The organism is Providencia sp. wls1916, assembly GCF_009706585.1.
GTDB lineage: Bacteria > Pseudomonadota > Gammaproteobacteria > Enterobacterales > Enterobacteriaceae > Providencia > Providencia lanzhouensis.
Window position 1 is genome coordinate 1 of record NZ_WLUL01000018.1, and the last position, 26,027, is coordinate 26,027.

Sequence of the window (26,027 nt, forward strand, 5' to 3'; positions counted from 1 at the left end):
TCTATTAATGTTTTGACTATCTTCTTGTATGTCGGCGTATCCATCACACTAAACAGATAGTTGATGATTAAAATAACGTCATCACGGTGGTTTTCGTTCTCCTTGATTACCTGCGCTAAGCGCTTTGATAGAACCATCAGGTCATCTTTCAAAGAAGCATGTTTGAGAACTAGCTCCATCGCGGCGACTTTTCGGTGATTCACAAGTTCATCGTCGCTTGCCACCGTGACATCCACTAATGGCAGTGGATTACAGTACAAATCATGCGCTAAATCAGACCACTCAAAGCAATCCGTCCATGACTGGGAGTAAGGATAAGGAGATTGATTACCATGATAAAACAGGATGGGAACCACCAGCGGCAAAGTTTGGTGCCCTTGCTGCAAATGCTGATTCATTGCGCAAAATGCGTAATGCATCAGCCGCCAGCCCATCAGCTTATCGGGGGAAGATTGATGCTCAACCAAGAAATAAAAATACCCCTTCCCCCTGAGTGTTTGAACGGAATAGAGCATGTCCGAGAAACGAGAGCGCAATGTTTTATCCACAAATGAAGCACTGGCCAACTTCAAGGTATCAAAATTGCAGAGGTGCTTAATGCGATTAGGAAGATGGACTTCAAAAAAATCCCGCGCATTATCCACTTTGCTCATAAAGCCTTTAAAGGTTGAATCATGAGGAGCTACAATTGATTGGGTCGCCATCTCGGTCTCGTCTTGGTTCATAAGATGACGAGATACTAACCAATATTTTCGGGAGAGTGAGAAAAAGTTATTCCTAATTAATGAGAATCACTTGACATACTAACTCTTTGCTTTTAATCGAATTATTTACTTGTTTTAGCCATAAAAAAACACCTCAATCAGCGTATTGCTTATTGAGGTGTCATTAAAAATAAACGAATTTTTTAATTTATTCAGCGGGGAAATTTGGACCGATTAAATCAATACGATCAGTACAAATGGCATCAACGCCCCACGCTAATAATAATTTGGCGCGTTCAGGGTCATTCACCGTATACACCAGAATATATAAGCCCGCTTGCTTCAATAGCTCGACCCGAGCTTTATCCAATAAGAGATGATCTAAATGGATAGAGACACAGCCTAAGCGAGTTGTCAGTTCACGCCAATCCTCTCGCCACTCCTCCAGCAATAAACCGCGTGGCAATTCAGGTGCTGCGGCTTGAGCAGCTTCAAGGGACTCAATGGAAAATGAAGAGAGTAACGGTGCAGTTTGTCCTTCCCATAATTGTCGAGCCGCTAATGCCACCACGGTTCCTGTTTCTCTCTCCAAGCCGGTGGTTGGCTTAATTTCAATATTCGCCATCATGCGATGTTGTTGGCAACGCTCAGCCACTTGCGATAATAGCGGCAAATGTTCGTTAGCAAATTCTTGGCTATACCAGCTTCCAGCATCAATATTGACTAACTGGCTCCAGTCAAAATTCCCTGCAACCCCATGCCCGTTACTCGTGCGCTCAAGGGTATCATCATGCAGAAGGAATATGTGACCATCACGGGATAACTTGGCATCAAACTCAATCATGGTATGACCATATTTCGCCCCAACATCGATAGCTGCGAGCGTATTTTCAGGGGCTAATTTACCACCACCGCGATGGGCGACAATTTTAGGATAAGGCCAAAGATTCATAAACGGTGTCCATATTGAGTATCAAAAAAATGCTGATGGGCTTCAGGAAGATGAAGCCATAACGTGGAGCCAATCTGAGGGCGATGCTCGTGCCCAAGGCGCACAATCACTTTTTGCCCTGCCCACTGACCATGCACTAAATTATCAGCGCCTAACATTTCGAGGGTCTCGACGACCAGCGGGATCCCCCCTGACGATTCAGAGCCTAACTGTAAATGTTCCGGTCGGGTACCTAACGTTAGCGCATGCCCTACCCACTGTAAATACGTTCTACCCAACGGTAATTGCATTCCGCCGTCGAGCTCAAAGCGAGAACCATCCGCACTCAGTTTTCCTTCCAGCAAATTCATGGCAGGAGAGCCAATAAAACTCGCCACAAAACGGCTGGCAGGACGCTCGTACACTTCAACTGGGGAGCCAATCTGTTCCGCAACGCCTTTATTCATCACCATCACTCGCTGCGCCAAGGTCATCGCTTCCACCTGATCGTGTGTCACATACAAGCTGGTGGTTTTTAAACGACGATGCAGCTGTTGCAGTTCAAGGCGCATCTGTACCCGCAACTTTGCATCGAGGTTAGAAAGCGGTTCATCAAATAAGAATACGGCGGGGTCACGCACAATGGCACGCCCCATTGCCACGCGCTGACGTTGACCACCGGAAAGCTCTCTCGGTTGACGCTTTAATAATCCATCAAGCTCTAAAATCCGTGCGGCATCCGCTACTTTTTGGCGAATGATCTCTTTTCCTAGCCCACGAATTTTTAGCCCCCATGCCATATTCTCTTCAACGCTCATATGAGGATAAAGCGCGTAATTTTGGAATACCATCGCAATGCCACGCTCTTTGGGTTCTAGATGCGTGACTCGCTTTCGGTCAATCCAAATATCCCCGCTCGTCACTTGCTCTAACCCTGCCACCATACGTAATAGCGTGGATTTACCACACCCAGAAGGCCCTACCATCACGATAAATTCGCCATCTGCCACATCCACTGTCAGCGGCTTGATCACTTGATTTTTTCCGTCCCAACTTTTAGTGACGGCTTGAAGTTTTAATTCTGCCATGCTTATTTCTCACTATCGACCAAGCCACGCACAAACGCCCTCTGCATAGCTAATACCACAAGAACGGGTGGAATCAGCGTGAGCAACATTGCCGCCATCACTTGATTCCATTGAGTCGTACCTTCACCCGATGCGATCATGCCTTTGATCCCCGCAACTGCTGTTCCTAAGCTGGGATCTGCAACGATCAAGATTGGCCACAAATATTGGTTCCAACCATAAATAAACGTGATCACAAACAACGCGGCTAAGTTTGTTTTGGACAACGGCAACACAATGTCGATGAAAAACCGCATTGGTGAAGCACCATCAATACGCGCTGCCTCTATCAGTTCATCCGGCAACGTCATAAAAAATTGGCGAAATAAAAAAGTCGCCGTCGCGGAAGCCATCAACGGCAAAGTTAGCCCGGCGTAACTATCCACCATGTTTAAGTTAGAAATCACCTCTACTGTGGGGAAAATTCGCACTTCGACAGGCAACATTAATGTGATGAAAATCATCCAAAAAAATAGGCTACGGCACGGAAAACGGAACCAAACGATGGCAAATGCCGATAATATCGAAATCGTAATTTTTCCAATCGCTATCACCAGCGCCATAACGGTGCTATTTACCAGCATCAACCAAAATGGGGCGCTGTTCGCTGCCACACCGTTATTCCAAATATGTAGAATGTTCTCCCATAAATGAGAGCCAGGTATTAGGGTAATGGGGGTATCGAAGACCGCTTTATCATCGAGTGTCGCGGCAACAAAGGCCACATACAGCGGGAATAAAATCACTAAAATCCCAATTACCAACATGGAATGACTGAATACGCTCAGTCCACGATTTTTCTCTATCATTGGTAACGTACCTTACGCTCGATAAAACGGAATTGAATCACCGTTAGGACGATCACCAAGCCCATCAAAATCACAGATTGAGCTGCGGATGAAGAGAGGTCGAGCCCTGAAAAACCTTCACGGTAAATCTTATAAATTAGTGTCGTCGTCGCTTGTACTGGCCCCCCGCCCGTTGCCGCATCAATCACAGGGAAAGTATCAAAGAAGGCATACACCAAATTCACCACCAATAAAAAGAAACTCACAGGGGTGATTAATGGTAAGGATATTTTAAAGAAACGGCGGATAGGTCCCGCACCATCGATAGCCGCCGCTTCCATCAAAGAGCGTGGAATAGATTGCAAGGCAGCGAAGAAAAACAAAAAGTTATAACTGATTTGCTTCCAAACTGAGGCTAAAACGACTAAAAACATCGCCTGATCGCTATTTTGCGCATGGTTCCAGTCATAACCAATGGATTCCAAACCATAGGTTATCAATCCTCTGCCGGGACTAAACAAAAACATCCATAAAACTGCCGCAACAGCAGGTGCAACGGCGTAGGGTAGTAGCATTAATGTTTGGTAAAAACGGCTTCCTCTTACCACATAATCAACCAAAGCCGCGAAAAACAGCGAGACGACAAGCCCACTTCCTGCGACCCAGCCACTAAAAATCATCGTGGTATAGAAAGAGTCTACATAGTAGCTATCGCTAAAGAGTTGAGTGAAGTTTTCTAACCCCACAAACTCACTGGATAATCCAAAAGGATCAATACTTTGTAATGAATACCAAAGCGCTTGTCCGGCTGGCAAAATAAAGAAAATCACCGTAATGATAAGCTGTGGTAATACTAGCGCATAAGGTAACCAGCGGGAGCGAAATACGGGACGAGATGATGACATAAGCAACCCAATAAATCAGATGTGATGCAGCGCCCCTCTTAATTCCATCAAGAGGGGCAAAAGAACTCATTACTGAGTGGATTTTTCGAAACGGCGCAGTAATTGGTTACCACGCTCAACAGAGGCATCGAGGGCTTGTTGCGGTGTCTTTTTACCTGACCACACGGATTCCAGCTCTTCGTCCACGATGGTACGAATTTGTGGCATATTACCTAAGCGTAATCCTTTGGTATAAGGTAACGGCGCTTTGTTTAACATTTGGCGAGTCGCAATATCCGCCCCCGGATTTTTGTCATAAAAGCCGGATTTTTGGGTCAACTCATACGCTGCCGTTGTAATCGGTAAATATCCTGTATTTTGATGCCATTTTGCGGCATTTTCAGGTTCAGCTAAGAATTTCATAAATTCCGCAACACCTTTATAGGTTTCAGGATCTTTACCGCCCATCACCCACAAGCTTGCACCACCAATGATGGCATTTTGTGGTGCCGTTGGAATTTGTGCATCGTAAGGCATCATGCCAACACCAAAATCAAACTTAGCATGCTTGCGAATATTCGCCAGAGAACCGGAGGAACCAGTAATAATGGCACAATCCCCGTTATAGAATTTCTCAGTTGGCTCGTCTTTACGCCCTAAATAGCTGAAGGTGCCTTTTTTATTCATATCTTGCAGCTGCTCGATATGCCTAACGTGATCTGGGGTGTTAAACTCCAGTACTGCATCAGTGCCGTCAAAGCCATTATTCTTCGATGCGACAGGCAACCCGTTCCATGCACTGAAGTTTTCAATTTGTATCCAGCCCTGCCAACCACTGGCGTAGCCGCACTTCATTCCTGATTCACGTAGCTTTTCAGTATATTGGGCAAGATCTTGCCATGTTTTTGGTGGGGTATCTGGGTTTAAACCGGCTTTTTTGAAGGCTTCTTTATTGTAATAAAGCACCGGAGTGGAGCTATTGAAAGGCTGGGATAGCAGATGCCCCGTTTTCGCATCGCTGTAATAACCCGAAACGGTAGGCACAAACTGAGATTCATCAAAATCAATTCCAGCTTCTTGGAAAACTTCGTAGACAGGTTTGATGGCTTTGGATGACATCATCGTCGCAGTACCAACTTCATAAACCTGCAGTATCGCAGGTGCATTGCCAGAACGAAATGCCGCAATCCCCGCAGCGAGGCTTTGCTCGTAGTTCCCTTTATAAGTGGGAATCACGTTGTAATCTGGGTGCGTTTCATTAAAGCGAGTGACAAGGTCATTCACTTCTTCACCAAGCTGACCTTCCATTGAATGCCAGAATGGGATTGTGGTGACTGCCACTCCTTGACTGCTAAAAGCCAAGCCTAACATCATTGCTAAAGCGGACTGTTTGATCGATGCCATGCCAATTCTCTCTTTTATTATGACTGAAGTTTATCCGCAGAGATTTACACTAAAATGTGCGAATTCACGCAGTTTATGTTCGAGAGAGAATTTATCACCGAGAAATGACAGAAATATCGCCAACACATGACAGATTAATGACTGCCATATCTCTAGCAAATGACGCTTACATGGCAATCGACGTGTTTTATTTTCCCGGTATATCGAAAATAAACACTCAATTTAATCTGAATAATGAATTTCTGATTATTGAATAATGATTAAATAACAAAAAATAGGAAAAATAAATAAAAAAATAAAAAAAGATGCCAGAAATAATTTTGCAGAAATTGTCATTCTATACATATTATTCACCTTACATTCATTTAAAATAAAAAATAAAAAGAAAATTGAGAATAAGTCTATTATTGACATAGCCATAAAAGTAAACTGACCTTCTAAATTAACTTTAGGATAATATTAATAGAACAACAAATATTTAACACTATAAATCCAACAAACTAATAATAGCCCATAAAATAAGCTATCTTATGATTATCACTTTATAGCCAATTTAAGATTCACATTCGAAAACAATAAAGAGCAAATAAAAATCTATTTGCCCTTATAAATTAATTATTAGATTAACTTCCAGGAGTAAAATAAATTGGTGATCCAGGTCCTACCGGTAATCCCAAAATAAATACCCAGATAATAAAGAACAGAGACCAACCAATAAAGAAAATAATCGAGTATGGCAGCATCATTGAAACCAGAGTACCAATCCCTGCATCTTTCTTATACTTGACGACAATGGCCATGATTAAGCCAAAATAGCTCATCATTGGCGTAATAATATTGGTCACTGAATCACCAATACGATAAGCCGCTTGGATAGTTTCAGGGGAATAGCCTGCCAACATTAACATTGGTACAAATATCGGTGCTGTCACAGCCCATTGTGCGGACGCGGAGCCAATCATTAAGTTAATAAAGGCACAAATCAGAATAAAGCCAACAAATAGTATTCCACCATGTAAATCAATACTATTTAAGAAATTAGCGCCTTTGACCGCAATCACTTGCCCGATGTTGGTCCAGCCAAAAAATGCAACGAACTGCGCCGCAAAGAAAATGATGACTAAATAGAGACCCAAAGTGCTCATTGCGCTTGCCATCGCATCAACCACATCTTTGTCGCTACGCATGGTTTTTGCAATATAGCCGTAAACAATTCCCGGAATCGCAAAGAAAATAAAGATAAACACCACGATTGCTTTTAAGAAAGGTGAATTACTCACTAACCCAGTTTCTTGGTTACGTAAAATCCCACTTTCAGGCACCACCATTAAGGCTAATACTGCCGCTAATCCCCAGAAAGTCACCGATGCCCAGAACAACGCTTTTTTCTCAAGCGGTGTCACTTCAGCTGAGGCACGGAGTTTATCTTCATCTTCATCGACACCACCGCCCTGATAAGGGCCTAACTGCGGCTCCACGATTTTCTCTGTGATGAAATAACCCAAGATAGTGATCAAGAAAGTACTGGCAAACATAAAGTACCAGTTTGCTTCTGCCCCGACGATATAAGTGGGGTCAATAATTCGAGCTGCTTGCTGAGTGATCCCTGACAATAACGGATCCACTGTACCTAATAGTAAGTTCGCTGAATATCCACCGGATACCCCTGCAAATGCAGCAGCAAGCCCAGCTAATGGATGGCGACCTAATGAATGGAAAATAATCGCAGCCAGTGGAATCAGTACCACATACCCGAGTTCTGCCGCGGTATTAGACATAATCCCAGCAAAAACAATCGCAACGGTGGTTAATTTACGAGGTGCTTTGATAACAATCAGACGCATTGCCGCAGATAATAAACCGGCACGTTCCGCGATCCCAACCCCTAAAAGAGCAACTAATACCGTGCCAAGAGGCGCGAACCCGGTAAAATTGGTGACCACATTAGACAGAATTTTACGGATGCCTTCCGCATCTAATAGGCTAACAATATGAATGATCCCGTCTTCAGCCCGACCTTTCGCACCTTCAGGGCGAGGATCCGGCACACTAATACCAAAATACTGACCAACAGCGGAAGAGACTAATAAAATCCCAATTAAGATAATGAATAGAATAACAGGATGTGGCAGAGCATTTCCCAACCACTCAACCGTTCGTAAAAAACGGCTACCCTCTTGCCTTTTTTGTTCCATGAATTCTCCTTATAAACAAGAGAAATGAACATTACACAATGTTTTTCTCTTCACCTAATTACAAGCATATAAATTCAAACCAACAAATTTGATACAAATCGAATACATTAACCAACAATAAACGTACTGATAGTAAAAATAGAATATTTACTTTGTTAAATTTTATTTATGTTAAAAATTAAAACCATAAAAATTAAATATCATAAAAATACAAAAATGTGGTCAAGCTAACATTTTAATAATATTAACCAACCATTTCTTATTATTTTTAACCAAATAGATATCAAATTTCGTCGATTTTATTCCATTTAATTCGATTAATACCTATTTTTACAGTTACAATAAATTTGAGTTAGATAAAACAAAGTAAAATACCAATTAGCCTGATTAATGTACGTTTTTAATCTAGATTAATCAGCGCTATAATCGAAGCCTATTCACTACAGGGCGAGCCATAATGTCTGTCATTGATCTTTGGGCAGAGCGTCATATTCAAGACGCTTTAAATAAAGGGGAGTTATCCAATCTCAATGGTGAAGGGAAACCTTTACAGCTTGATGATGACAGCCAAGTTCCTGAAGAATTAAGGGCGAGTTATCGTATTCTTAAAAATTCTGGGTATCTGCCGCCTGAACTGCAACAGAAAAAAGAAGCGTTGAATTTATGCCATATGCTGCAGCAACTCTCTGCTGATAACCCCAATTATGTTGCCATCAGCAAGCAATTGGCATTACTCGAACTAAAACTCAAGCAAGCAAATATCAATACCGACTTTTTATATGGCGAATACGCAGTGACAATTTCAGAACACTTAGAGTCTAAATAGCGAAGAATTAACGTTTGGGTAGGGATTGTAGGCGATATTCCTGAGGAGTTTTACCGTAAAACTTACGAAATGCTTGGCTAAAAGCAGAGTGAGAATCATACCCCACCAAGGTAGCAATATGTTCAATGGTTTGGTGAGTTAATAATAGACTTCCCGCGGCTTCCATCCGTTTTTGCAATAAAAATTGCATGACGGTGATCCCCATTTCAGCTTTCACCTTACGTTGTAAGGTACTGACTGACATATAAAACGCGCAGGCAATGTCTTCGCAGCTTATAGGTAAATGCAGACGTAACTCCACCCAATGAACTAGCTCATCAACCCAACGGTTTTCTGGTTTTAACTGGGCTAATAACAGGCGAGCAACGGCAAAGTTTTGTTCCGGTGCTTGCGGAAAGCGTTGCAACCAATTTAATAACCCCGCCGCCGCTGGCGTCAGCGTGAAATGCGTCATTTTTTCATTTAATGACCATTGCGCCGTTGCAGGCATTTCCAATACATAATTTTGATTCCCATCTTGTCCACTAAAAGCATGGCTAACACTCGGCGGGATCACGACACCCTGACCTGCATTTAGCAGCCAGTGTTGACGATGCATATTGATTTCCATCGCCCCTGATAACGCAAATACCACCTGCCATTGCCCATCATGTTGATGAGAAATAACCTCTTGAGAATATTGGCGATAGTGCAATTCAGGTAATAACAAGGCAAGCTCCTACTGGGTGGCATACAGTAGGAGTATACGGTTTTAATCAAAAAAATGCAGCCTGACAGCTTAGGTAGAGGGATAAAAGCGTGGTTTTTCCCTCTTTGTGTTATTAGGCGAAAATCAATAAATTGATTTTCCTCGTTAATTTTACAACCCAAACGAGCCATTTCCAAACCTGATGGGTTTGTCTATGGTCTGCGCCTTACGGCTTAAGCTAGGCGAGAACCATTCGGCACAGGTAGATTAAATTCAGCTAATACAATTGCACCTGTTTCATCAGGAGCACCTGTAATTAACACTTCAGATTTTATGCCAGCAATACGTTTAACTTCAAAATTACACACACATAAAACCTGTTTACCAATTAAACTTTCAGGGGTGTAATGCACGGTAATTTGAGCGCTTGAACACTTAACTCCCAATTCCCCTAAATCCACTTCCATCACATAAGCGGGCTTTTTTGCTTTACTGTTTACTTCTGCACGAATAATCGTACCAACACGCATTTCCACTTTCGTAAAGTCGTCCCACTCAATAATTTGCATATCTTTATTCCTAAATTAAACGATGGTAGTGGCTTAAATTAACATAGGATAGATAGCGGCTCTTAGCGTCAAACATTCATTTTATGTTGTGAAACAGTCATTGATTATCACCTGATAATGGCAGGCAATAATCAATGGGTACAAGAGAGATAAAACGTGAAGTTACATATTTGAAAAAGTATTCATAATGATGCCGCCGGAGATAATTAATCCCATCGCGAAGACGGCTGGTACGTCTGGTTTTTGTTTATATAAAATCATCGAAACTAACGTCACACCGACAATACCAAACCCACACCATAAAGAATACGCAACCCCAACAGGGATATACCCCATTGCACGTGTTAACGCGAAATAGCACAGGCAATAAGCCACAATCACTAAAATTGATGGGCCTAATTTGCTAAAGCTATTGGTTTTTTTGATCATCGATGTACCCGTGATTTCTGAACCAATTGATAATGCCAACCATAAAAATCCAGTAAACATAATATTTCTCTCTTCTTATTAATGAGCAACTTTGTTGGTTGAAGACAGTGACGCATCCGAATTTTCAGCCGGTTCCGCCTCATCCGAGCCCATTTTAGAAAACAGGTTCATAATCACGATCCCAGAGGCAATAACCCCCATTCCAATCATTGCTGCCATATCTGGGTGCTGCCCATAAAACAACATACCTAAAGTTGACACCATCAAAATACCGGTACCTGACCAAGTCGCATATGCTAACCCAACTGGAATATATTTTACTGCGCGGGAAAGAGAGTAATAACAGATAACATAAAGAATCACTATCAGACCTAATAATAATGATTTAGTTGTTCCTTCACTATTATCGAACATTTTCAATGTGGATGTTGCTGAGGTTTCAGAAATAATAACCGCTAGCATCCAAAGCCATGATTTTGCTTTAGAAGACATAGATAATACTCCTACATAGATAGATGTTTAAAATATTAAATTGAAATAAAATTTATTTTTTTAGAGACTTTAAATAATCCATTGCCGAATCTGTTAATTTATTTTTATTTAGGGAATATTCCTTTGGGTCATTCATTACTTCTCTCAAAGTAATATAGCGATCCTGGTTTGTTTTATTTTCACTCGATATTTCATCATTGTGAATGAGCATTTTGTTTTCAATATTATTAAATGTATCGAATTGAATACCTAATGAGATAGCCTTATTTATATTCTCTTTAATAAGGCGGTTATAATGTTCATTTTTATTCAAACCTAATATTTGGTTCAAATCACTGTCAGGGTAGCAATGATACTTCAATGCCATAATAGGAATATTTCGAGAAAGTGTTTGGATAATAATTTCGCTCTCTTCGCTAATTGCCAAGCCATTCACAACTTCATTCAGTACTTTAGTTCCTATAAAAGGGAGAAAAACCCCATGAAACTCTGCGAGTTTTTCCATATTAAAGGTATAAATATCAAAACATTGCCCAATTTCTTTCCATTGATTTATCGTCGATTGCGTTAGCATCTCCTTGGTGGCATAGAAAGAAAAAGACATTGAAGGTAACTGCAATAAACGCTGATAAACCGCCTGTTGATAATCTTGGCTTGGTGACAATAACACCAATACTCGCCGTTTCAGCCGTTGCAGTACCTGTAATACTATCTGCTCAATCATTTTTTCGTTCATATTGCCACCGCTCGTTTAGTCCTTAGCTGACAACAAACACGCTGTCACTGTTGCGTAACCCTGCCGCATTTGCTTCATCTGTATCAATATGAAATTCCAGGGAAAACCTTGCATCCACTCGAACAACCACCTCATCAAATACGAGGCTACGTTCCCCTTCAGTGCGAACACATACTCGCTGTCCATTGGAGACATTTAGCGACCTTGCATCCATTAAATTCATGTGGATATGGCGCTGAGCACAAATGACTTGTTCACAAAGATTAACGTGCCCAGCAGGACCGATTAACAGCGCACTCCCCGATTGGTTTAAATCTCCAGATTCACGCACTGGCGCTTTAATACCTAATGCAAAACAGTCTGCTTTCGAGACTTCCAGTTGAGTGGTTGGTCGTGTTGGTCCTAACACTCGTACTTTACTGATCGACCCTTTAGGTCCAACCACCATCACACACTCTTTTGCCGCAAATTGGCCAGGTTGCTTCAAATCTTTAAATGGCGTCAGTTGATAGCCTTCACCAAAAAGCGCGGTAACATCTTCTTGCGAAAGATGGACATGACGGTTCGAAACACCCACAGGGATAGCAATGGGGCTATCAATCATTGAGGCTGGGTTTGACATAGCTAAGCGAGACAGAATTTTTCCCATCAGCTGCTGGTTTATCATGATTTTTTCCCTTTACGCACGTCAGCTTTTGGCTCCACAACGGCAGTCTCGACAGTCATCGTCACAGGCGCCTCAACGGCCGGTTTTTCAACATTGTTCTCTTCTTCGCTCGCTTTATTCTTAGTGGATAACAGCTGGGTGATCACTCGCTCTTCTGGGCGAGCAATGACTAATGTGCCTTTTAATAGGTCTTGATGGCTGATAACCGATGCACCATGATCAACGGCGGTTCTTACTGCACTAATTTCCCCTTGAAAACAAACAGAAACTAAGCCAGAACCGATTTTACGGTAGCCAACAATCTCGACACTCGCCGCTTTGCATGCAGCATCCGCAGCTTGTATTGCTGATGTCAGCCCGTAAGTCTCAATGACGCCTAAACTTTTCATTTTTTTCTCCTACTTAGTGACGAACCAGTCGAATATCGAAATCGAATTTTTTAAAGAAAGCCTCTAATTGATCTAACTCTTCCGCGCTGTAGGTTGGGTCTTTCTTGATGGGATAAATCATGTCGAGTTTGTCGTATTTTCCGCGACCAAGCTGGTGATAAGGCAGAATATCAATTCGACTTAAATTGCCGCGTTTCGACAATTCCATGGCGTATTTAATTGCGCCTGTTATTGCATCAAAAGAATCGTTATATCCGCGAACTAAAGGCATACGCATCACCACATTTGCCCCTAGTTCCATTAATCTTTCGAGGTTACGACGCACATTTTCATTACCAATACCAAACAGGCTTTTGTGCTCAACGGTATCGATATGTTTAACATCAAACAGGAATAGGTCGACAACTTCGGCTAACTTTTCATAATTCGCTAATGACGTTGTACCTTGTGTTTCAATCGCCGTATTGATCATCATTTTTTTGCATTCACGCAAAAGCTCAACGGCAAAATCTGTCTGTAAACTCATTTCACCGCCACCAATCGTGACACCACCACCAGAGGAAATATAAAAATCGTAGTCCTGCATGATGATCTCCATCATTTCAGAGACCGTGACATCTTTTCCCATAATGTCTAGCGCATCAGAAATGCACACTTCCTCACATTTGCGGCAACCGATGCAGTCAATACTACGATTCACGCGGTGGACTGCTTCCCCTTGTTCATTGGTGGTCATGTAATGGATCCCCGCAGGGCAAACATCCACACATTTCCCACACCCAACGCATTTATCGTGGGAAAACATCACTTGGAACTGGCTACTTAGCCCTTCAGGGTTAGCGCACCAAGGGCAACGAATATTGCATCCTTTAAGAAAGATCAGGGTTCGAATGCCATCACCGTCATAAATTGAGTATTTCTGGATATTAAATATCCGCCCTCTGATTTCTGCCGCTGTGTTCATCATTGCATCTCCAAAACAGTTTCAAACTTATTGTTTTTATTATGTACGGTGGGAATAGCAGCCTATCCCCACCCAGATTTGGTTTAGAATTTCTCAATCACGGTACGGCTGATGATTTCGTCCTGAACCTCTTTACATAACTCAACGAAGTAAGCACTGTAGCCAGCAACACGAACGATTAAGTCACGATATTTCTCAGGTTCTTGCTGTGCTTTTTTCAGCATTTCGTTATCAACGTAGCTGAACTGCATTTGACCGTTACCCAAAATAGATGCCGTTCTTAACAACGTGATTAACCCATTGCGACCTTCTGGTGTATCCAATAAGCCTTTTAAGAACTTAAAGTTATGCACCATACCGATGTTCATCGTTTCCACGTTCATCTTACTGATGGATTTAATAATTGCCGTTGGACCTTGTTTATCTGCCCCTTGAGTTGGGCTGATCCCATCTGACAACGGCATCCACGCTAAACGACCATTCGCAGTCGCTGCGGTTAGCTCGCCAATCGGTGTGTTGTTAGAAATGGATAATGTGCCGTGACTCAATGTGGAATACAGCATGTCGTACTTACGGCACTCGCGTTCCGTCCATTCAGTAATATCCAATGCATATTGGTCGACATAGTTGTCATCATTACCGAACTTAGGTGCATTCAGGCAATCACGACGTAACTCTTCATAACCTTCAAAGTTAGCAAGCAGACCATCACGCACTTGCTCTAAGGTATAGCGCCCCTCTTCATAAACCACTTTGCGAATAGCCGCCATTGAGTCAACGTAAGTTGCTAGACCAGAGAAAATCAGCCCCGGACCGTGGTTAATCATTGCACCACCCGCCGCAACATCTTTTCCTTTCTCCATACAACCTTCCACCAGCAAAGACATCAATGGTTTTGGCGCGACATCACGGTGAACACGCTGACTGATGACCGTACCAATCGCCGACAGGCGAACAATATGGGCAATTTGCGCTTTCACAGCATTATCGAAATCTTCGAAGGTTTTCAGGTTACGCAGATCCCCGGTATCTAAACCTTGGTGGCTATCAAACAGCACCATCCGACCACGGTTCAGAACAAACTCAATGGCGATTGGCCACTGGGTGTAACCCGTTGATGTCCACTGATAAATTCGACCTGATTTTTGTGGTTCCACGCAGCCCATTAAGCAATAGTCGCGAGCATCTTCAAAATCAAAGCCTTTACGCAGCATCATTTTGATATGGGAATCGTCAAAGTGACAGGCAGGGAAGCCCATACCGGCTTTCACTACATCCACGATTTTTTCCATATATTTTTGTGGAGATTGGTTATGAATACGGCATGCTAATGATGGCTGGTAAACTTTAACGAAACGGACTGCATCCATAATTAAGTACGTTAAATCGTTACACGCATCACCACCCGAGCGTTTTTGACCACCCACAGTTAAGTTGATAAATGGCTGATATCCAGCGAAATATTTAGCGCCCAGCTCACTGGACATCCACATTAATTCCGCACATTTGATGATAAACGCCTGCATCATTTCCAGTGCTTGGTCTTGAGTTAAACGACCAGATTGAATATCGCTTTCATACATTGGGAAACAGTATTGGTCTAAACGACCTAATGATAATCCTGTTTGGTTTTCTTCAATTTCAAACAAGGACTCCACAGTCCAAATACTTTGCAGCGCTTCTTGCAATGTTTTTGGAGGGTTCGCCGGTACATTTTCGTTCACTTGAGCAATTGTCAGTAACTCTTCACGACGTTTCTGATCTGTCTCGTTAGAAGCCAGTTCACGAGCATGTTCAGCAATACGATGAGCATAAGCCACCACACCTTCACAGGTTTCAATTGAGGCTTTATAGAAATAGATGCGGTCGATGTCATCTGGATTTTGCATGCTTAACTCAGCCAGTTTTGCCTGAGCATCCGCTTTAATGCCATTCATGCCTTTAGTGAAAAGCAATACGTCATAACCAGGGCAAGTATCGCCTCCGCCATTGATTTGGTGATAAGACAAGTCACTCACAAAGGTTTCGCCGCTGAATTCCCAAACCCCGGCTTCACGATATTGCGCTTCACAAATTTCATCCAGAGAACGACCTTCCCAGAATGGCGCGATTTCTTCACGAATCACTTTTTTATCTTCTTCGGAGATCACAAATGGATCTTGTGGGCGGGTGCTCATTGTATCGAGCTCGTCCACCACCCAGCGCCATGCAATATCAGGTGAAAATGCACCTGCTCGCGCTTTACCACATGGATGACCGACAATCAGCTCTTCAGGCTGAATCAAGATAGGCGCAGTTTCACACGCACGACGGAACGCTTTTGCACGTAATAAAATCGGCGGTAAACCAGGGTTATTCTTCACCACTTCCGTAAAGGCTAATGCGCGATAGATAGACACGCTTGGACGCGCTTCTAAATAACGGTTACGCAAACGCTGTAAGCGAGGCGTTAACCCTTCCATCACTTTGACTTCATTATCTTGTTGAGCTGCTGGTGCTACATTGCTGGCTGAAGCCGCAGAATATTGAGGCTGCGTGCGTGCTTGACCACAATATAAACGAACTTTTAACCCAGCATTAATTGCACTGATATTTTCATGAGCAGAAAGCATCATCGCGGAAAGTTCGTTGATGCAGACTTGCGGATCATTAAGGTAGACTCCACCTTTAAGTGCATCAAACATTGGATAACCATCAATGGCGCGCGTTGCACGCACTTCTGACAACTCAGCCAGTTTTAGCCATAAGCTTTCAACAATCTCGTAAGCCTGTTGTTGAGTTAATCGACCTTGCTCAATATCGCGCTGATAGAATGGATAAACGGCTTTGTCGAAGCCCATTGGGTTCACGGCATAGCTGCCATTTTCTAAATGCAAAATCAGTTGTAATAGGTAGAACGCTTGGCAAGCTTCTTTAAAGGTTTGTGCAGGTTTTGCAGGAACTTGGCGTAATACTTCCGCGCTTTCTTGTAATTCAGCACGACGATATGGGTTAGCTTCTGTGGCCGCAAGATTTTCTGCTCTTACTGCTAAGGCGTTTGCAAAATGGATAGCAGCATCACAGGCATAAATTGCCGCACGGCAGTTGTTTGCCTCATCGATACTATTACGGCTAACGGCACTACCAATATTTCTGACGCGATTTTCTAGCTGATTTTTAATTTCTGCAAACCCGACATTCAGAACGACTAAATAATCCGGTGCGGCGATTGTGCTATCCCCCGCTAAAAACTCATAAATACTCTGGCTGTGTACTTCATCTTCCGTATGGAAGATTGCACCGCGAGGTGTTGAAGATTGGCTACCAATAATCAATTCATCTTGTGCAATAAAAGCGGGGAAATTACGAATAAACTCATAAAAACGCTGAGCGGGTTTAATCGCTTGAGGCGCCCCTGTTAATTGATTTCTGACAGTTTCAAGAATGTTGGCACGTTCGGTAATGATTGAGCAATTGCGAGCACTTAAACGTTCAGCCAGTGTTTTTACACGTGGGGTCAAAGCATATTTGGCCATGTTAGCCTCTCCTGATGTTCTTTCTAGTTCGTTATTCATCACATAAAAAGCGTTAACTATTAAAAAGACTGTCTGTACAGTGCTTCTAGCTGCTTTTCATTTACGTCCCGTGGATTAGTCGGAGTGCAACTATCGCGTAACGCCTGTCCAACCATTTCCCCTAAACGGGCATTAAAATCAGTTTCATTGACGCCTGTAGCGTGAATGCCTTTCGGCATATTCATTTCATCTTTCAATACGTTGATTGCCATAATTAAGCTCTCAACGCCTTCACGTATATTTGAAGCTGGTAAATTAAGTTTTCTGGCTAAATCGGCATAACGCTTCGCCGCGTTGGTTTCACAGCACCCTTCCAGGCCCGCGTTAAACGCCACCACTTGAGCCATCAATAGCGCATTCGCGCGACCATGTGGAATGTGGAACACGCCGCCAAGTGCGTGCGCTAAGCTATGGGTGATCCCAAGGGATGCGTTGGTAAATGCCATTCCTGCAATACACGATGCGTTATGCATTTTTTCACGAGCCACTAAGTTACTGCCGTCGCGATAGCAATCTATTAAGTGAGCAAACACCAACTGAACAGCTTTCTCGGCAAGCGCATCTGAAAAGTCAGAGGCACTGCGTGAAACATAAGCTTCTAGGGCATGGCATAGCACATCCATTCCCGTATCTGCCGTGATAGCGGCAGGGACTGACTTCACTAAAACAGGGTCTAAAATCGCCACATCGGGCAACATAAATTCATCAACCAACACCAACTTCTCAGAGTGAGACTTGATCACTGAAAAAGACGTGACTTCAGAGCCTGTTCCGCTGGTTGTCGGAATAGCCACAAAATGAGGTTTGGCTCTATGCCTGTCTTGGCGGGTATGCCATAGGGAGTAAATAACCGCTTTTGCCGCATCAATCACCGAACCACCGCCCAGTGCAATCACTAAATCTGGATATTGGCTATCCATGATTTTCATGCCTTTTACGATGGACGAGATTTCCGGGTCAGGCACGACATCGTCATACAGAGAAAATGAAATTCCCTGTTGAGATAATCGATGAATCACCTCGTCGGCTAACCCAAATTTCACCATCGCTTTATCGGTTACGATAAACGCGTGCTGGGCGTTAACCTGAGATAAATAATCCAAAGCATTCGCACCGAATTGCACCCTTGGTTTAATCAAAAACTGGTTCATGCGTTATTTACTCCCTACCGTCTCGATACACTTTTTCAACAATGGCAACCACGGACATAGCTTTGTATTTGTCTTTATTCAATGCGAAGTACTCTTCCGCCAGAACAAGGTCATTAATACCTGCGCCTACACTGTCCACCGCAACATACGTTTTGTCCTTCAACGGTTTGAGATCATCGCCAAGCGCCGTGATCATCAGTAAATTACTGCCACTAAGCTCTTGGCATTTCTGCGTTGCGACAACATGCCCTATTACCTTTGCCAAAATCATGATTTACCCGCCTTATCTCAATGAATTACTTATTTAGGCGTCCGAGAACGGCCTTAATAATCTGCTCGACATTCTCTTCCGTGATCTCCCCATGAGTGGCAACCGCTTCAACAACATCAACATGACTCACTGCATTAGCAAATCGGTTATCCGCAGTGCTATTACTCTGAGCTTTTACTGGTTGAGCCTGACGAAAACGGTCATCATCGAGAATGCTGACAGACGCTTGATTTCCATGCCCAGTCGGTGCAATTGGCGATGTTGAGTAAGCCGGAGCACTCACTGGTGCGCGTTGTCTCAAATCATCAATGGAACGCACGCCATAACCGACTTTACGGATATTGAGCAAGTTCATCGGACCGACGTTGTCAGAACTAGAACCACCTCCAATCGCTCCACATCCTAATGTCAGCGCTGGCGTAATATTGGTGGTTGCACCAATTCCACCCAGTGCGGCTGGCGTATTAATCAAAATACGGTTAACCGGTTTTTCGAGAGAAAACTGGCGAATAACATCTTCATTTTGAGTGTGGATCACCAGCGTGTGTCCTAAGCCTTCGTTAGTCAGCAAATCAACAACGCGGTGGCACGCAGAGCGCCAATCCTCTTCAACATACATGCCTAAGATTGGGCACAGTTTTTCCCGTGAATACGGGTTTTTCGGTGAGACAGTGTCTTGTAATGCAATTAATACTCGAGTGTTAGCAGGAACACTAAAGCCTGCACGTTGGCTCAACGTAATCGCGTCTTTTCCTACGACTTCAGGGTTAATCGTGCCATTCGCTCTCAGTAGCATGGAAGCCATACGTTTCGCTTCATCTTCATTCATGAAGTAAGCGCCTTGGGCTAATAATTCGCGGTGAACATCGTTGTAAATACAGCGTTCAACAATGATGGATTGCTCTGATGCGCAAATCACACCGTTATCAAACGTTTTGCTGGTAATAATGTCACTGACTGCTTTTTTGATATCCGCGCTACGTTCAATGAAAGCAGGACCGTTACCAGGGCCACCACTGATGGTTGGTGTGCCAGATGCATAAGCGGCGCGTACCATGCCTTCCCCACCCGTTGCCAGAATGAGAGAAACATCTTTGCTGTGCATTAATTCTTTTGTCGCTTCCAGTGTCAGCATCGTCACGCCATCTACGATACCTGCTGGCGCACCCGCTTCAAGAGCCGCTTTTTTTACGATATCAAGCGTTCTAAAACTACATGCTTTCGCGTTTGGGTGGGGGGAGAAGACGATTGCGTTACCGGCTTTCAAGGCAATCAATGTTTTATAGATAATGGTTGAGGTTGGGTTAGTCGAAGGCACCAGTGCCGTGATCACCCCTAACGGAACACCCACATCCATAACTTTATTGATTTTGTCATCATTAATGATGCCAACTGTTTTCAGATCTTTAATATGTTCATACACACGAACTGAAGCGAACGTATTTTTCAGGACCTTGTCTTGCCACTTCCCAAAACCCGTCTCTTCATTCGCCATTTTTGCTAACTCTTCTGCATGACGAGCAGATTCTGTCGCAATGTGTTTAACAATACTGTCGATTTTCTCCTGCGAAAAAGTCGCAAAGATTTTTTGTGCTTGCTTCGCATTTCTAACCAGCTCTCTAGCCAGTTGTCTGGATTGCAGATCTTTATCTAATGCAACCATGTCTTCCCCCGTACCGGAGTCAAAAGATTAAACTTACTAATTTGTTGTTTTATCTAATACTTCTAATGATTAAGCTTTGTGCTGCTGCGCAATTTTGCCGATATCATTGTGTGGTCTTGCTATCACACGAGAAGTCACTACGGTGCCAACACGCTTCGCAGCTTCGACACCGGATTCAACCGCAGCATTAACGGCACCCACATCGCCTTTTACCATGGCGGTGACGAGCCCAGAACCGACATTTTCATAGCCGATTAGCTCGACGTTAGCGGCTTTACACATTGCATCAGCAGCTTCGATACACGCCACTAAACCTTTGGTTTCAATTAAGCCAAGAGCTTCTTTCATAAGTAAATTTCCTATTTATTCTGCGACTTTATACTGAGAGACAATTTTCTGGATGTCGCTATGTGGACGAGCGATAACCAGAGAGGTCACGACGGTGCCAATGCGAGATGCAGATTCAACGCCAGAATCAACTGCCGCTTTAACTGCGCCAACATCCCCTTTCACCATGGCGGTGACTAACCCAGAACCCACATTTTCATAGCCAATCAGTACCACGTTAGCGGCTTTACACATCGCATCAGCTGCTTCGATACAAGCAACGAGTCCTTGTGTTTCAATAAGACCTAATGCATCACCCATATTTCCCCCGCAAACGCTATGCTTTATGTTTAATCACGATTTTGTTGATATCGTTATGTGGACGGGCGATGACTAACGATGTCACCACTTCACCAACACGCTGTGCAGATTCAACACCGGAATCTACTGCCGCCTTTACTGCGCCAACATCACCTTTCACCATGGCAGTCACGAGACCAGAACCCACGTTTTCATAGCCGATTAGCTCGACGTTAGCGGCTTTGCACATTGCATCAGCTGCTTCAATACAAGCCACCAAACCTTTTGTTTCAATAAGTCCTAATGCATCACCCATTGTTGTTTCCTCCAAGGAAGCCGTTACGTTTTTCTCTACCCGCAGCACCTAAGAGCCATGTTCCAGAACGTTGATGCCTCTTAACTGTGAGTAAACATTTATGCCAATTGAGTCTGCGTGGTGATTAATTGAACGCAGCTTTTGGCTTCAAAATCACTATAATCCCCAAAAAATAAAACAAAATATAAATCCATGAAGTGAAGATAATTAGAATAAAAATCCAGAATTTGTAATTAACAGACAGCAAATTCACACCTCTATGCTAATAAACTGGAAAATTCACGTATCTATCTGGTGGAAGAAAAAACCATAAATGCGGATAACAGGTTTATTGGAGGAATGGTTAACAAGATGTGATTGAGCTGATGCGAGAAGGTAATTTGGTCAATAATAAGTGTGGTTTGCCTCACGCCCGAGCCATAAGCTAATGAGAAATGGGAGGATCAGAATATAAGAAGAAAGGGGAATACTGTGTTTTACGAGGCACACCGCGTGATAGCACTGATTGCCAGACAGTAAAATCATATCAACGTGTTAGTTAACATTGCCCAGTAAACCAATAGGAATGAATGAGTGGGTAAGCTCCCACGCGGTATGGACTATCAATCAAGTCCACCCGCTTATTTAGGCGTACAGATAAACAAAGGGGAATTAATGGAACTCAAGAGTAGCGCTTTATCATTGAGTTTTTGGGCATTGATAAATAAGCCGTCATGGCTATCTGACATTTCCCGCATAAAATAATCAAAAATCACATTAGGGGATTCATCAATCGAGGAAGCACTGGCTTCCCAGTGGCTAATATTATAGTGCTGTTCCGTTGGCGAAATACGTTTGCTGGTGTATTTGAATTTGACATATCGTTGTAAATAAAGCCATCCAGCGCTGGAGGTCGTATATCCCTCGACAACAATAGAGCCCTCGCCGTTCGCCCCAAAATTAAAGTGAATATTACCGTTAACGTTTTCATCTTTCATATTCTCAAAACGCATAATCCCCTTGGTTGAACACGCCATTTGACCGGAATTTTTATTGGCCAATACAACTGACTGTGTATAAATCACAACACACGCGAAGATCAGCGCACTCACAAGACATAATAGCTTTCCCGATATTTTCATTGTGGCTTCCAAGAATAATAAAAATAATTATCACAATAACTAAATGGGTTGGATTCATTGGCAGCGCAATGGGCGAGAAAGACGCGCCCTAAACCATTTTTTTGTAATTTATCCCCATAAAAGAAGACAAAACGCTCTTTATCATTACACGCCAAATTTAAATTTTTTCTAACTTTATCAAAGTTTTGCACGTAATTATCAGCAACGAAAGCGTTAATCATTTTTTCATTAGATAACACATCGCAGCTGGTATGTTCTAACGTTGGCAAAATCATTGGTGCGGAGGGCTGAGATGAGAAATAGCTCATCGTTGCCAATAAAATGGAGCAACATAAAAAAGCCGCACTGGCTAGATACCAGCAAACTTCACGTTTCTGTTTTGGTAATGAATGCGGTAATTTTTCAGAAGGAGATTCGGTAGGTTTAGTCTCTAAAGAAGGTGCCAGAACCACTTCGGCTTTTTGTATTTCACTTAAACTGTTTAATAAGCGAGTGGTATTGAGCGTCTCTTCATCGAGTAATTCCAATAAAATCTCAGAATTAAACTCTAAACGCCCACGTGCAACGGTGACAATAATATTTTCAATACCGTATTGTCGAAATGTTTTCCTTAGCAGGCTGAGATATTGATTTAAATTACTATTTGATGAAACCAGACCATTATCATCCCAAACCGCCTTAAGTACTTCATCACGGGAAACTACGCCTTTTTTTTGAATCAAATAGAATAAGAGTGCATTAGCCGTAATAGACAACTGAGTATCCACCTCATCTTTTTTTAAAGATAAAGTGCCATCAGCAGCATCATAAATAATGAAGGCATTGATTTTATATTTCATTATCGCCTCATTGTATGTTTAGACGTATTTTCCCTTGGAAAACTAACCCATTTCTTCAAACGAAATTTGTGTTAATCGCTGAATGATGGCATTACGCTCTTGGCTCGATAATGTAGGACCTTCCGTTAACGCAGATAACCACAGTCCATCGGCGGCATAGCGCACTAAAGCCCCCAAATAGCCATTATCAAATGCATCACCTTGGGCTAGATGCCCTAACATCCAATCACGCCAGCATTTACGCAACACTGGCTCTGTGGGCATAGCCAATGATAAAAGTGCGAGCTGAAAACTTTCATCGGAGTCTTTAAGCTCGCCAACGTAGTGCAAATAGGCGCGAGAAAATCGCCCATAAGGATCGGAATCATTCGCCATAATGGCGGCAATACGCACGTCCATAATGTCTAATAGCTGAATAAACAATGCATGAATAAGTTCTTGTTTGCTGGGGAAATGGTGCATTAATCCCCCTTTGCTCACGCCCGCTTCTCTGGCGACAGCATTCAGCGAAAGTGCCGAAATACCTTCTCGACCAGCGATTATCCTAGCTGCCTTTAGCAACTCTTCTTGTCGTTTGATTGGATCTTTTTTTCTTGGATGCGTGAGTGTGTTCATGGGGATGAATAATACCGACCAGTCGGTATGTTCTATTTTGACTCGTATCAATGAAGATAATATTGAGAGGAATTAAATACGAATAGTGTAATTGAGGTCACAGTATTCTTTTTTAGCCACCCTAAATCACAAAGTTAATTTGAAAATATAAACAAATAACGCAATGAATTTCCTGCAATTTACAATTGGATAAAATTAAATTTAACTTAATTTATTTTTAATGAATTTTATTATGCTAAATTATTAAAGAAATTCCTATTCCAAAGAAAATATACGAACTCGTTGTATTTTCACAACATAAGAAGAGGTTTTGATTATGTCCAATCAGTATAATATCGGTGTGGTTGTTGGTAGTTTACGTGCTGACTCTTATAATCTAAAAGTCGCTAAAGCCATCACTAAATTATTCCCATCTAATTTCACCTTTAAATTTATCAACATTGCCGATTTACCTCTCTATAACCAAGAAGCCGATCAAAATGTACCCGCGGTAGTCGCTAATTTTAAGAGCCAAATCAAAGCCTCAGACGGTATTATCTTCGCAACACCGGAATATAACCGCTCAATGCCAGGTGTATTAAAGAATGCGATTGACCAAGGTTCACGTCCTTGGGGTGATAACTCATGGGATGGTATTCCTGCGGGAGTATTAGGGGTTTCGATTGGTAATATTAGCACCGCAATTGCCCAACAACATTTACGCAATAGCCTTGCATTTCTTAATATGCCGACGATGAATCAACCTGAGTGTTATTTAAAATGGTATGACGGCATGGTGGATGAGCAAGATACTATTTCCCCAAAAAGTAAGGATTTCTTGCAGCCTTGGGCAGATAACTTTGCCAAATTTGTTATCCATAATAGTGTGCGTTAATCACTGATTTTATATATAAAAAAGGCATCACCAAGGTGATGCCTCTGACCATTTCCAAACAGAATCGATATTAACGCCCTGCTTTCAGCTTTTGGAAATACTCTTCATACAGAATATTAGTATTCCCCACATCGCTTTGCCATTCTCCTTTTTTCAATACCTCTTCCGATGGGTAGAGAGATGGGTCATTGGCGATTTCCGTAGGCAGTAATTTTTTCGCTTCTAAGTTTGGTGTCGGATAACCGATAGACTCCGCCACTTGCGCCGCAATTTCAGGGCGTAATAAGAAATCAATAAGCTTGTGCGCCCCTTCCACGTTCTTCGCATTGGCAGGGATAGCTAAGCTGTCCATCCAGAAAATACCGCCCTCTTTTGGCCATACAACTTCAATCGGTAAGCCCGCTTGTCTTGCCACAAATGCCGAGCCGTTCCACAGCATACCGACATCCACCTCACCTTCAATATACGGAGTGGCAGGGTTGTCTGAGTTAAATGCCAGAATATTTGGACGCAATTTTTGCAGTTCGTTATAAGCTTCTTCAATCTGCTTTGGATCCGTAGTATTGCCAGAATAACCCAGCTTTGTCAGCGCCACTTGGAACACTTCGCGGGCATCATCCATCATCAGTAAGCTGTTTTTGTATTCCGGCTTCCAAAAATCTGCCCATGAAGTGACGGACTTAGGATCAACCGCGTCACCATTAATTCCAATCCCTGTTGCGCCCCAAATATAAGGCACTGAATAATCGTTATTTGGGTCAAATTCTTTATGAATAAGGTTTGGATCGAGGTTTTTAAAGTTAGGCAGTTTTGTCTTATCAATCTTTTGCAGCATGCCTTCTTTGCTCATTTTGTCGATAAAATAAGTCGATGGCACCACTAAATCGTAAGCCCCTTCTTTATAGGTTTTCAATTTAGTGTACATGCTTTCATTGGATTCATAGGTGGAGTAAATCACCTTGATCCCAGTCTCTTTAGTAAATTGCTCTAATAAACCGGGGGGAACATATTCTGTCCAGTTATAGAAATACAGTACGTTTTTGTTATCGTCAGCGGCAGTTGCCGTGCCAATGCTTGCAGCCATTAAACCTGCGGCTAGCAGATAGGACCATTTTTTCATCACTGATTTTCCCTCAACAAAGTGCTTTTTATCTATCTTCATAGGCTCAGTTAAAGCCTACCCTCTCGCCTGATGGCATGGAA

General features: G+C 42.7%; 28 protein-coding genes. 2 read left to right on the forward strand and 26 right to left on the reverse strand.

Features of this window, described 5'->3' with window-relative positions:
* From GKR61_RS12705 to GKR61_RS12735, 7 genes are all read right to left on the reverse strand, one after another.
* Nucleotides 1-704 (reverse strand): Rpn family recombination-promoting nuclease/putative transposase (locus GKR61_RS12705; RefSeq protein ID WP_154599953.1); only part of this gene is annotated, 704 nt, incomplete at its 3' end.
* Nucleotides 705-912: 208 nt separating this feature from the next.
* A complete protein-coding gene (ugpQ, locus tag GKR61_RS12710; protein ID WP_154599954.1) occupies nucleotides 913-1,656 on the reverse strand; it encodes a glycerophosphodiester phosphodiesterase in 744 nt (247 codons plus the stop codon).
* Nucleotides 1,653-2,723 carry a sn-glycerol-3-phosphate import ATP-binding protein UgpC gene (locus tag GKR61_RS12715; protein ID WP_108479506.1) on the reverse strand — a complete coding sequence of 357 codons (1,071 nt, stop codon included), beginning with the start codon at nucleotides 2,721-2,723 and terminating at the stop codon, nucleotides 1,653-1,655. Before GKR61_RS12715 ends, ugpQ begins: the two co-directional genes overlap by 4 nt.
* Before the next feature lie 2 nt (nucleotides 2,724-2,725).
* Entirely contained in the window at nucleotides 2,726-3,571 is an 846-nt protein-coding gene (gene ugpE / locus GKR61_RS12720; RefSeq protein ID WP_036949570.1) for a sn-glycerol-3-phosphate ABC transporter permease UgpE, read from the reverse strand.
* On the reverse strand, nucleotides 3,568-4,455 hold the full coding sequence (gene ugpA, locus GKR61_RS12725) for a sn-glycerol-3-phosphate ABC transporter permease UgpA (protein WP_154599955.1): 888 nt from the start codon (nucleotides 4,453-4,455) through the stop codon (nucleotides 3,568-3,570). The genes ugpE and ugpA overlap by 4 nt, the downstream gene beginning before the upstream one ends.
* Before the next feature lie 69 nt (nucleotides 4,456-4,524).
* Nucleotides 4,525-5,838, reverse strand: coding sequence for a sn-glycerol-3-phosphate ABC transporter substrate-binding protein UgpB (gene ugpB / locus GKR61_RS12730; protein ID WP_036949568.1), 1,314 nt, complete (start codon nucleotides 5,836-5,838; stop codon nucleotides 4,525-4,527).
* A gap of 623 nt (nucleotides 5,839-6,461) precedes the next feature.
* Nucleotides 6,462-8,033, reverse strand: coding sequence for an AbgT family transporter (locus tag GKR61_RS12735; RefSeq protein ID WP_036949567.1), 1,572 nt, complete (start codon nucleotides 8,031-8,033; stop codon nucleotides 6,462-6,464).
* Nucleotides 8,034-8,490: 457 nt separating this feature from the next.
* On the opposite strand from GKR61_RS12735, the gene GKR61_RS12740 reads away from it, so the two are divergent.
* Nucleotides 8,491-8,859 (forward strand): DUF1992 domain-containing protein, encoded by a 369-nt coding sequence (locus GKR61_RS12740; RefSeq protein ID WP_154599956.1) that lies wholly within the window; start codon nucleotides 8,491-8,493, stop codon nucleotides 8,857-8,859.
* Between the two features lie 7 nt (nucleotides 8,860-8,866).
* Here the strand turns inward: GKR61_RS12740 and GKR61_RS12745 are convergent, their stop codons facing one another.
* The 18 genes from GKR61_RS12745 to GKR61_RS12830 form a co-directional block, all read right to left on the reverse strand.
* The gene (locus tag GKR61_RS12745) at nucleotides 8,867-9,568 is read right to left on the reverse strand and encodes a helix-turn-helix transcriptional regulator (RefSeq protein WP_036949563.1); all 702 of its coding nucleotides are present in this window, start codon (nucleotides 9,566-9,568) and stop codon (nucleotides 8,867-8,869) included.
* Between the two features lie 212 nt (nucleotides 9,569-9,780).
* Nucleotides 9,781-10,116: a tRNA-binding protein gene (locus tag GKR61_RS12750; RefSeq protein WP_036949256.1), complete on the reverse strand. Its 336-nt coding sequence runs from the start codon at nucleotides 10,114-10,116 to the stop codon at nucleotides 9,781-9,783.
* Between the two features lie 162 nt (nucleotides 10,117-10,278).
* Nucleotides 10,279-10,605 carry a DMT family transporter gene (locus GKR61_RS12755; RefSeq protein ID WP_036949254.1) on the reverse strand — a complete coding sequence of 109 codons (327 nt, stop codon included), beginning with the start codon at nucleotides 10,603-10,605 and terminating at the stop codon, nucleotides 10,279-10,281.
* Between the two features lie 18 nt (nucleotides 10,606-10,623).
* The gene (locus GKR61_RS12760) at nucleotides 10,624-11,037 is read right to left on the reverse strand and encodes a DMT family transporter (RefSeq protein ID WP_036949253.1); all 414 of its coding nucleotides are present in this window, start codon (nucleotides 11,035-11,037) and stop codon (nucleotides 10,624-10,626) included.
* A 52-nt stretch (nucleotides 11,038-11,089) separates the two neighbouring features.
* Nucleotides 11,090-11,773 carry a hypothetical protein gene (locus tag GKR61_RS12765; protein ID WP_154639821.1) on the reverse strand — a complete coding sequence of 228 codons (684 nt, stop codon included), beginning with the start codon at nucleotides 11,771-11,773 and terminating at the stop codon, nucleotides 11,090-11,092.
* 22 nt (nucleotides 11,774-11,795) lie between these two features.
* A complete protein-coding gene (locus GKR61_RS12770) occupies nucleotides 11,796-12,440 on the reverse strand; it encodes a phosphate propanoyltransferase (RefSeq protein WP_036949251.1) in 645 nt (214 codons plus the stop codon).
* On the reverse strand, nucleotides 12,437-12,829 hold the full coding sequence (locus GKR61_RS12775) for a BMC domain-containing protein (protein ID WP_108479511.1): 393 nt from the start codon (nucleotides 12,827-12,829) through the stop codon (nucleotides 12,437-12,439). The genes GKR61_RS12770 and GKR61_RS12775 overlap by 4 nt, the downstream gene beginning before the upstream one ends.
* Before the next feature lie 13 nt (nucleotides 12,830-12,842).
* Nucleotides 12,843-13,793 (reverse strand): choline TMA-lyase-activating enzyme, encoded by a 951-nt coding sequence (gene cutD, locus GKR61_RS12780; protein WP_154609755.1) that lies wholly within the window; start codon nucleotides 13,791-13,793, stop codon nucleotides 12,843-12,845.
* 83 nt (nucleotides 13,794-13,876) lie between these two features.
* Nucleotides 13,877-17,308 (reverse strand): choline trimethylamine-lyase, encoded by a 3,432-nt coding sequence (gene cutC / locus GKR61_RS12785; protein ID WP_154599958.1) that lies wholly within the window; start codon nucleotides 17,306-17,308, stop codon nucleotides 13,877-13,879.
* Between the two features lie 59 nt (nucleotides 17,309-17,367).
* The gene (locus GKR61_RS12790; RefSeq protein ID WP_154639822.1) at nucleotides 17,368-18,498 is read right to left on the reverse strand and encodes a 1-propanol dehydrogenase PduQ; all 1,131 of its coding nucleotides are present in this window, start codon (nucleotides 18,496-18,498) and stop codon (nucleotides 17,368-17,370) included.
* 7 nt (nucleotides 18,499-18,505) lie between these two features.
* Complete coding sequence (locus GKR61_RS12795) at nucleotides 18,506-18,769, reverse strand: EutN/CcmL family microcompartment protein (RefSeq protein ID WP_036949246.1); 264 nt, start codon at nucleotides 18,767-18,769, stop codon at nucleotides 18,506-18,508.
* 25 nt (nucleotides 18,770-18,794) lie between these two features.
* Nucleotides 18,795-20,432 (reverse strand): acetaldehyde dehydrogenase (acetylating), encoded by a 1,638-nt coding sequence (locus GKR61_RS12800; protein ID WP_154639823.1) that lies wholly within the window; start codon nucleotides 20,430-20,432, stop codon nucleotides 18,795-18,797.
* 69 nt (nucleotides 20,433-20,501) lie between these two features.
* The gene (locus tag GKR61_RS12805; RefSeq protein WP_006658501.1) at nucleotides 20,502-20,780 is read right to left on the reverse strand and encodes a BMC domain-containing protein; all 279 of its coding nucleotides are present in this window, start codon (nucleotides 20,778-20,780) and stop codon (nucleotides 20,502-20,504) included.
* Between the two features lie 15 nt (nucleotides 20,781-20,795).
* Nucleotides 20,796-21,080, reverse strand: coding sequence for a BMC domain-containing protein (locus tag GKR61_RS12810; RefSeq protein WP_006658500.1), 285 nt, complete (start codon nucleotides 21,078-21,080; stop codon nucleotides 20,796-20,798).
* Nucleotides 21,081-21,096: 16 nt separating this feature from the next.
* Nucleotides 21,097-21,375 carry a BMC domain-containing protein gene (locus GKR61_RS12815; protein WP_004249182.1) on the reverse strand — a complete coding sequence of 93 codons (279 nt, stop codon included), beginning with the start codon at nucleotides 21,373-21,375 and terminating at the stop codon, nucleotides 21,097-21,099.
* A 620-nt stretch (nucleotides 21,376-21,995) separates the two neighbouring features.
* Entirely contained in the window at nucleotides 21,996-22,496 is a 501-nt protein-coding gene (locus GKR61_RS12820) for a FidL-like protein (protein ID WP_108479514.1), read from the reverse strand.
* Nucleotides 22,493-23,335: a transcriptional regulator gene (locus GKR61_RS12825; RefSeq protein ID WP_154599960.1), complete on the reverse strand. Its 843-nt coding sequence runs from the start codon at nucleotides 23,333-23,335 to the stop codon at nucleotides 22,493-22,495. The genes GKR61_RS12820 and GKR61_RS12825 overlap by 4 nt, the downstream gene beginning before the upstream one ends.
* Nucleotides 23,336-23,377: 42 nt before the next feature.
* Nucleotides 23,378-23,950, reverse strand: coding sequence for a TetR/AcrR family transcriptional regulator (locus GKR61_RS12830; protein WP_154639824.1), 573 nt, complete (start codon nucleotides 23,948-23,950; stop codon nucleotides 23,378-23,380).
* A gap of 316 nt (nucleotides 23,951-24,266) precedes the next feature.
* Here GKR61_RS12830 and GKR61_RS12835 point away from each other — a divergent pair, with 316 nt between their 5' ends.
* Nucleotides 24,267-24,824, forward strand: coding sequence for an NADPH-dependent FMN reductase (locus GKR61_RS12835; RefSeq protein WP_036949238.1), 558 nt, complete (start codon nucleotides 24,267-24,269; stop codon nucleotides 24,822-24,824).
* 70 nt (nucleotides 24,825-24,894) lie between these two features.
* On the opposite strand, the gene potD is transcribed toward GKR61_RS12835, so the two are convergent.
* Nucleotides 24,895-25,944 (reverse strand): spermidine/putrescine ABC transporter substrate-binding protein PotD, encoded by a 1,050-nt coding sequence (potD, locus tag GKR61_RS12840; protein WP_036949237.1) that lies wholly within the window; start codon nucleotides 25,942-25,944, stop codon nucleotides 24,895-24,897.
* Nucleotides 25,945-26,027: the final 83 nt, after the last annotated feature.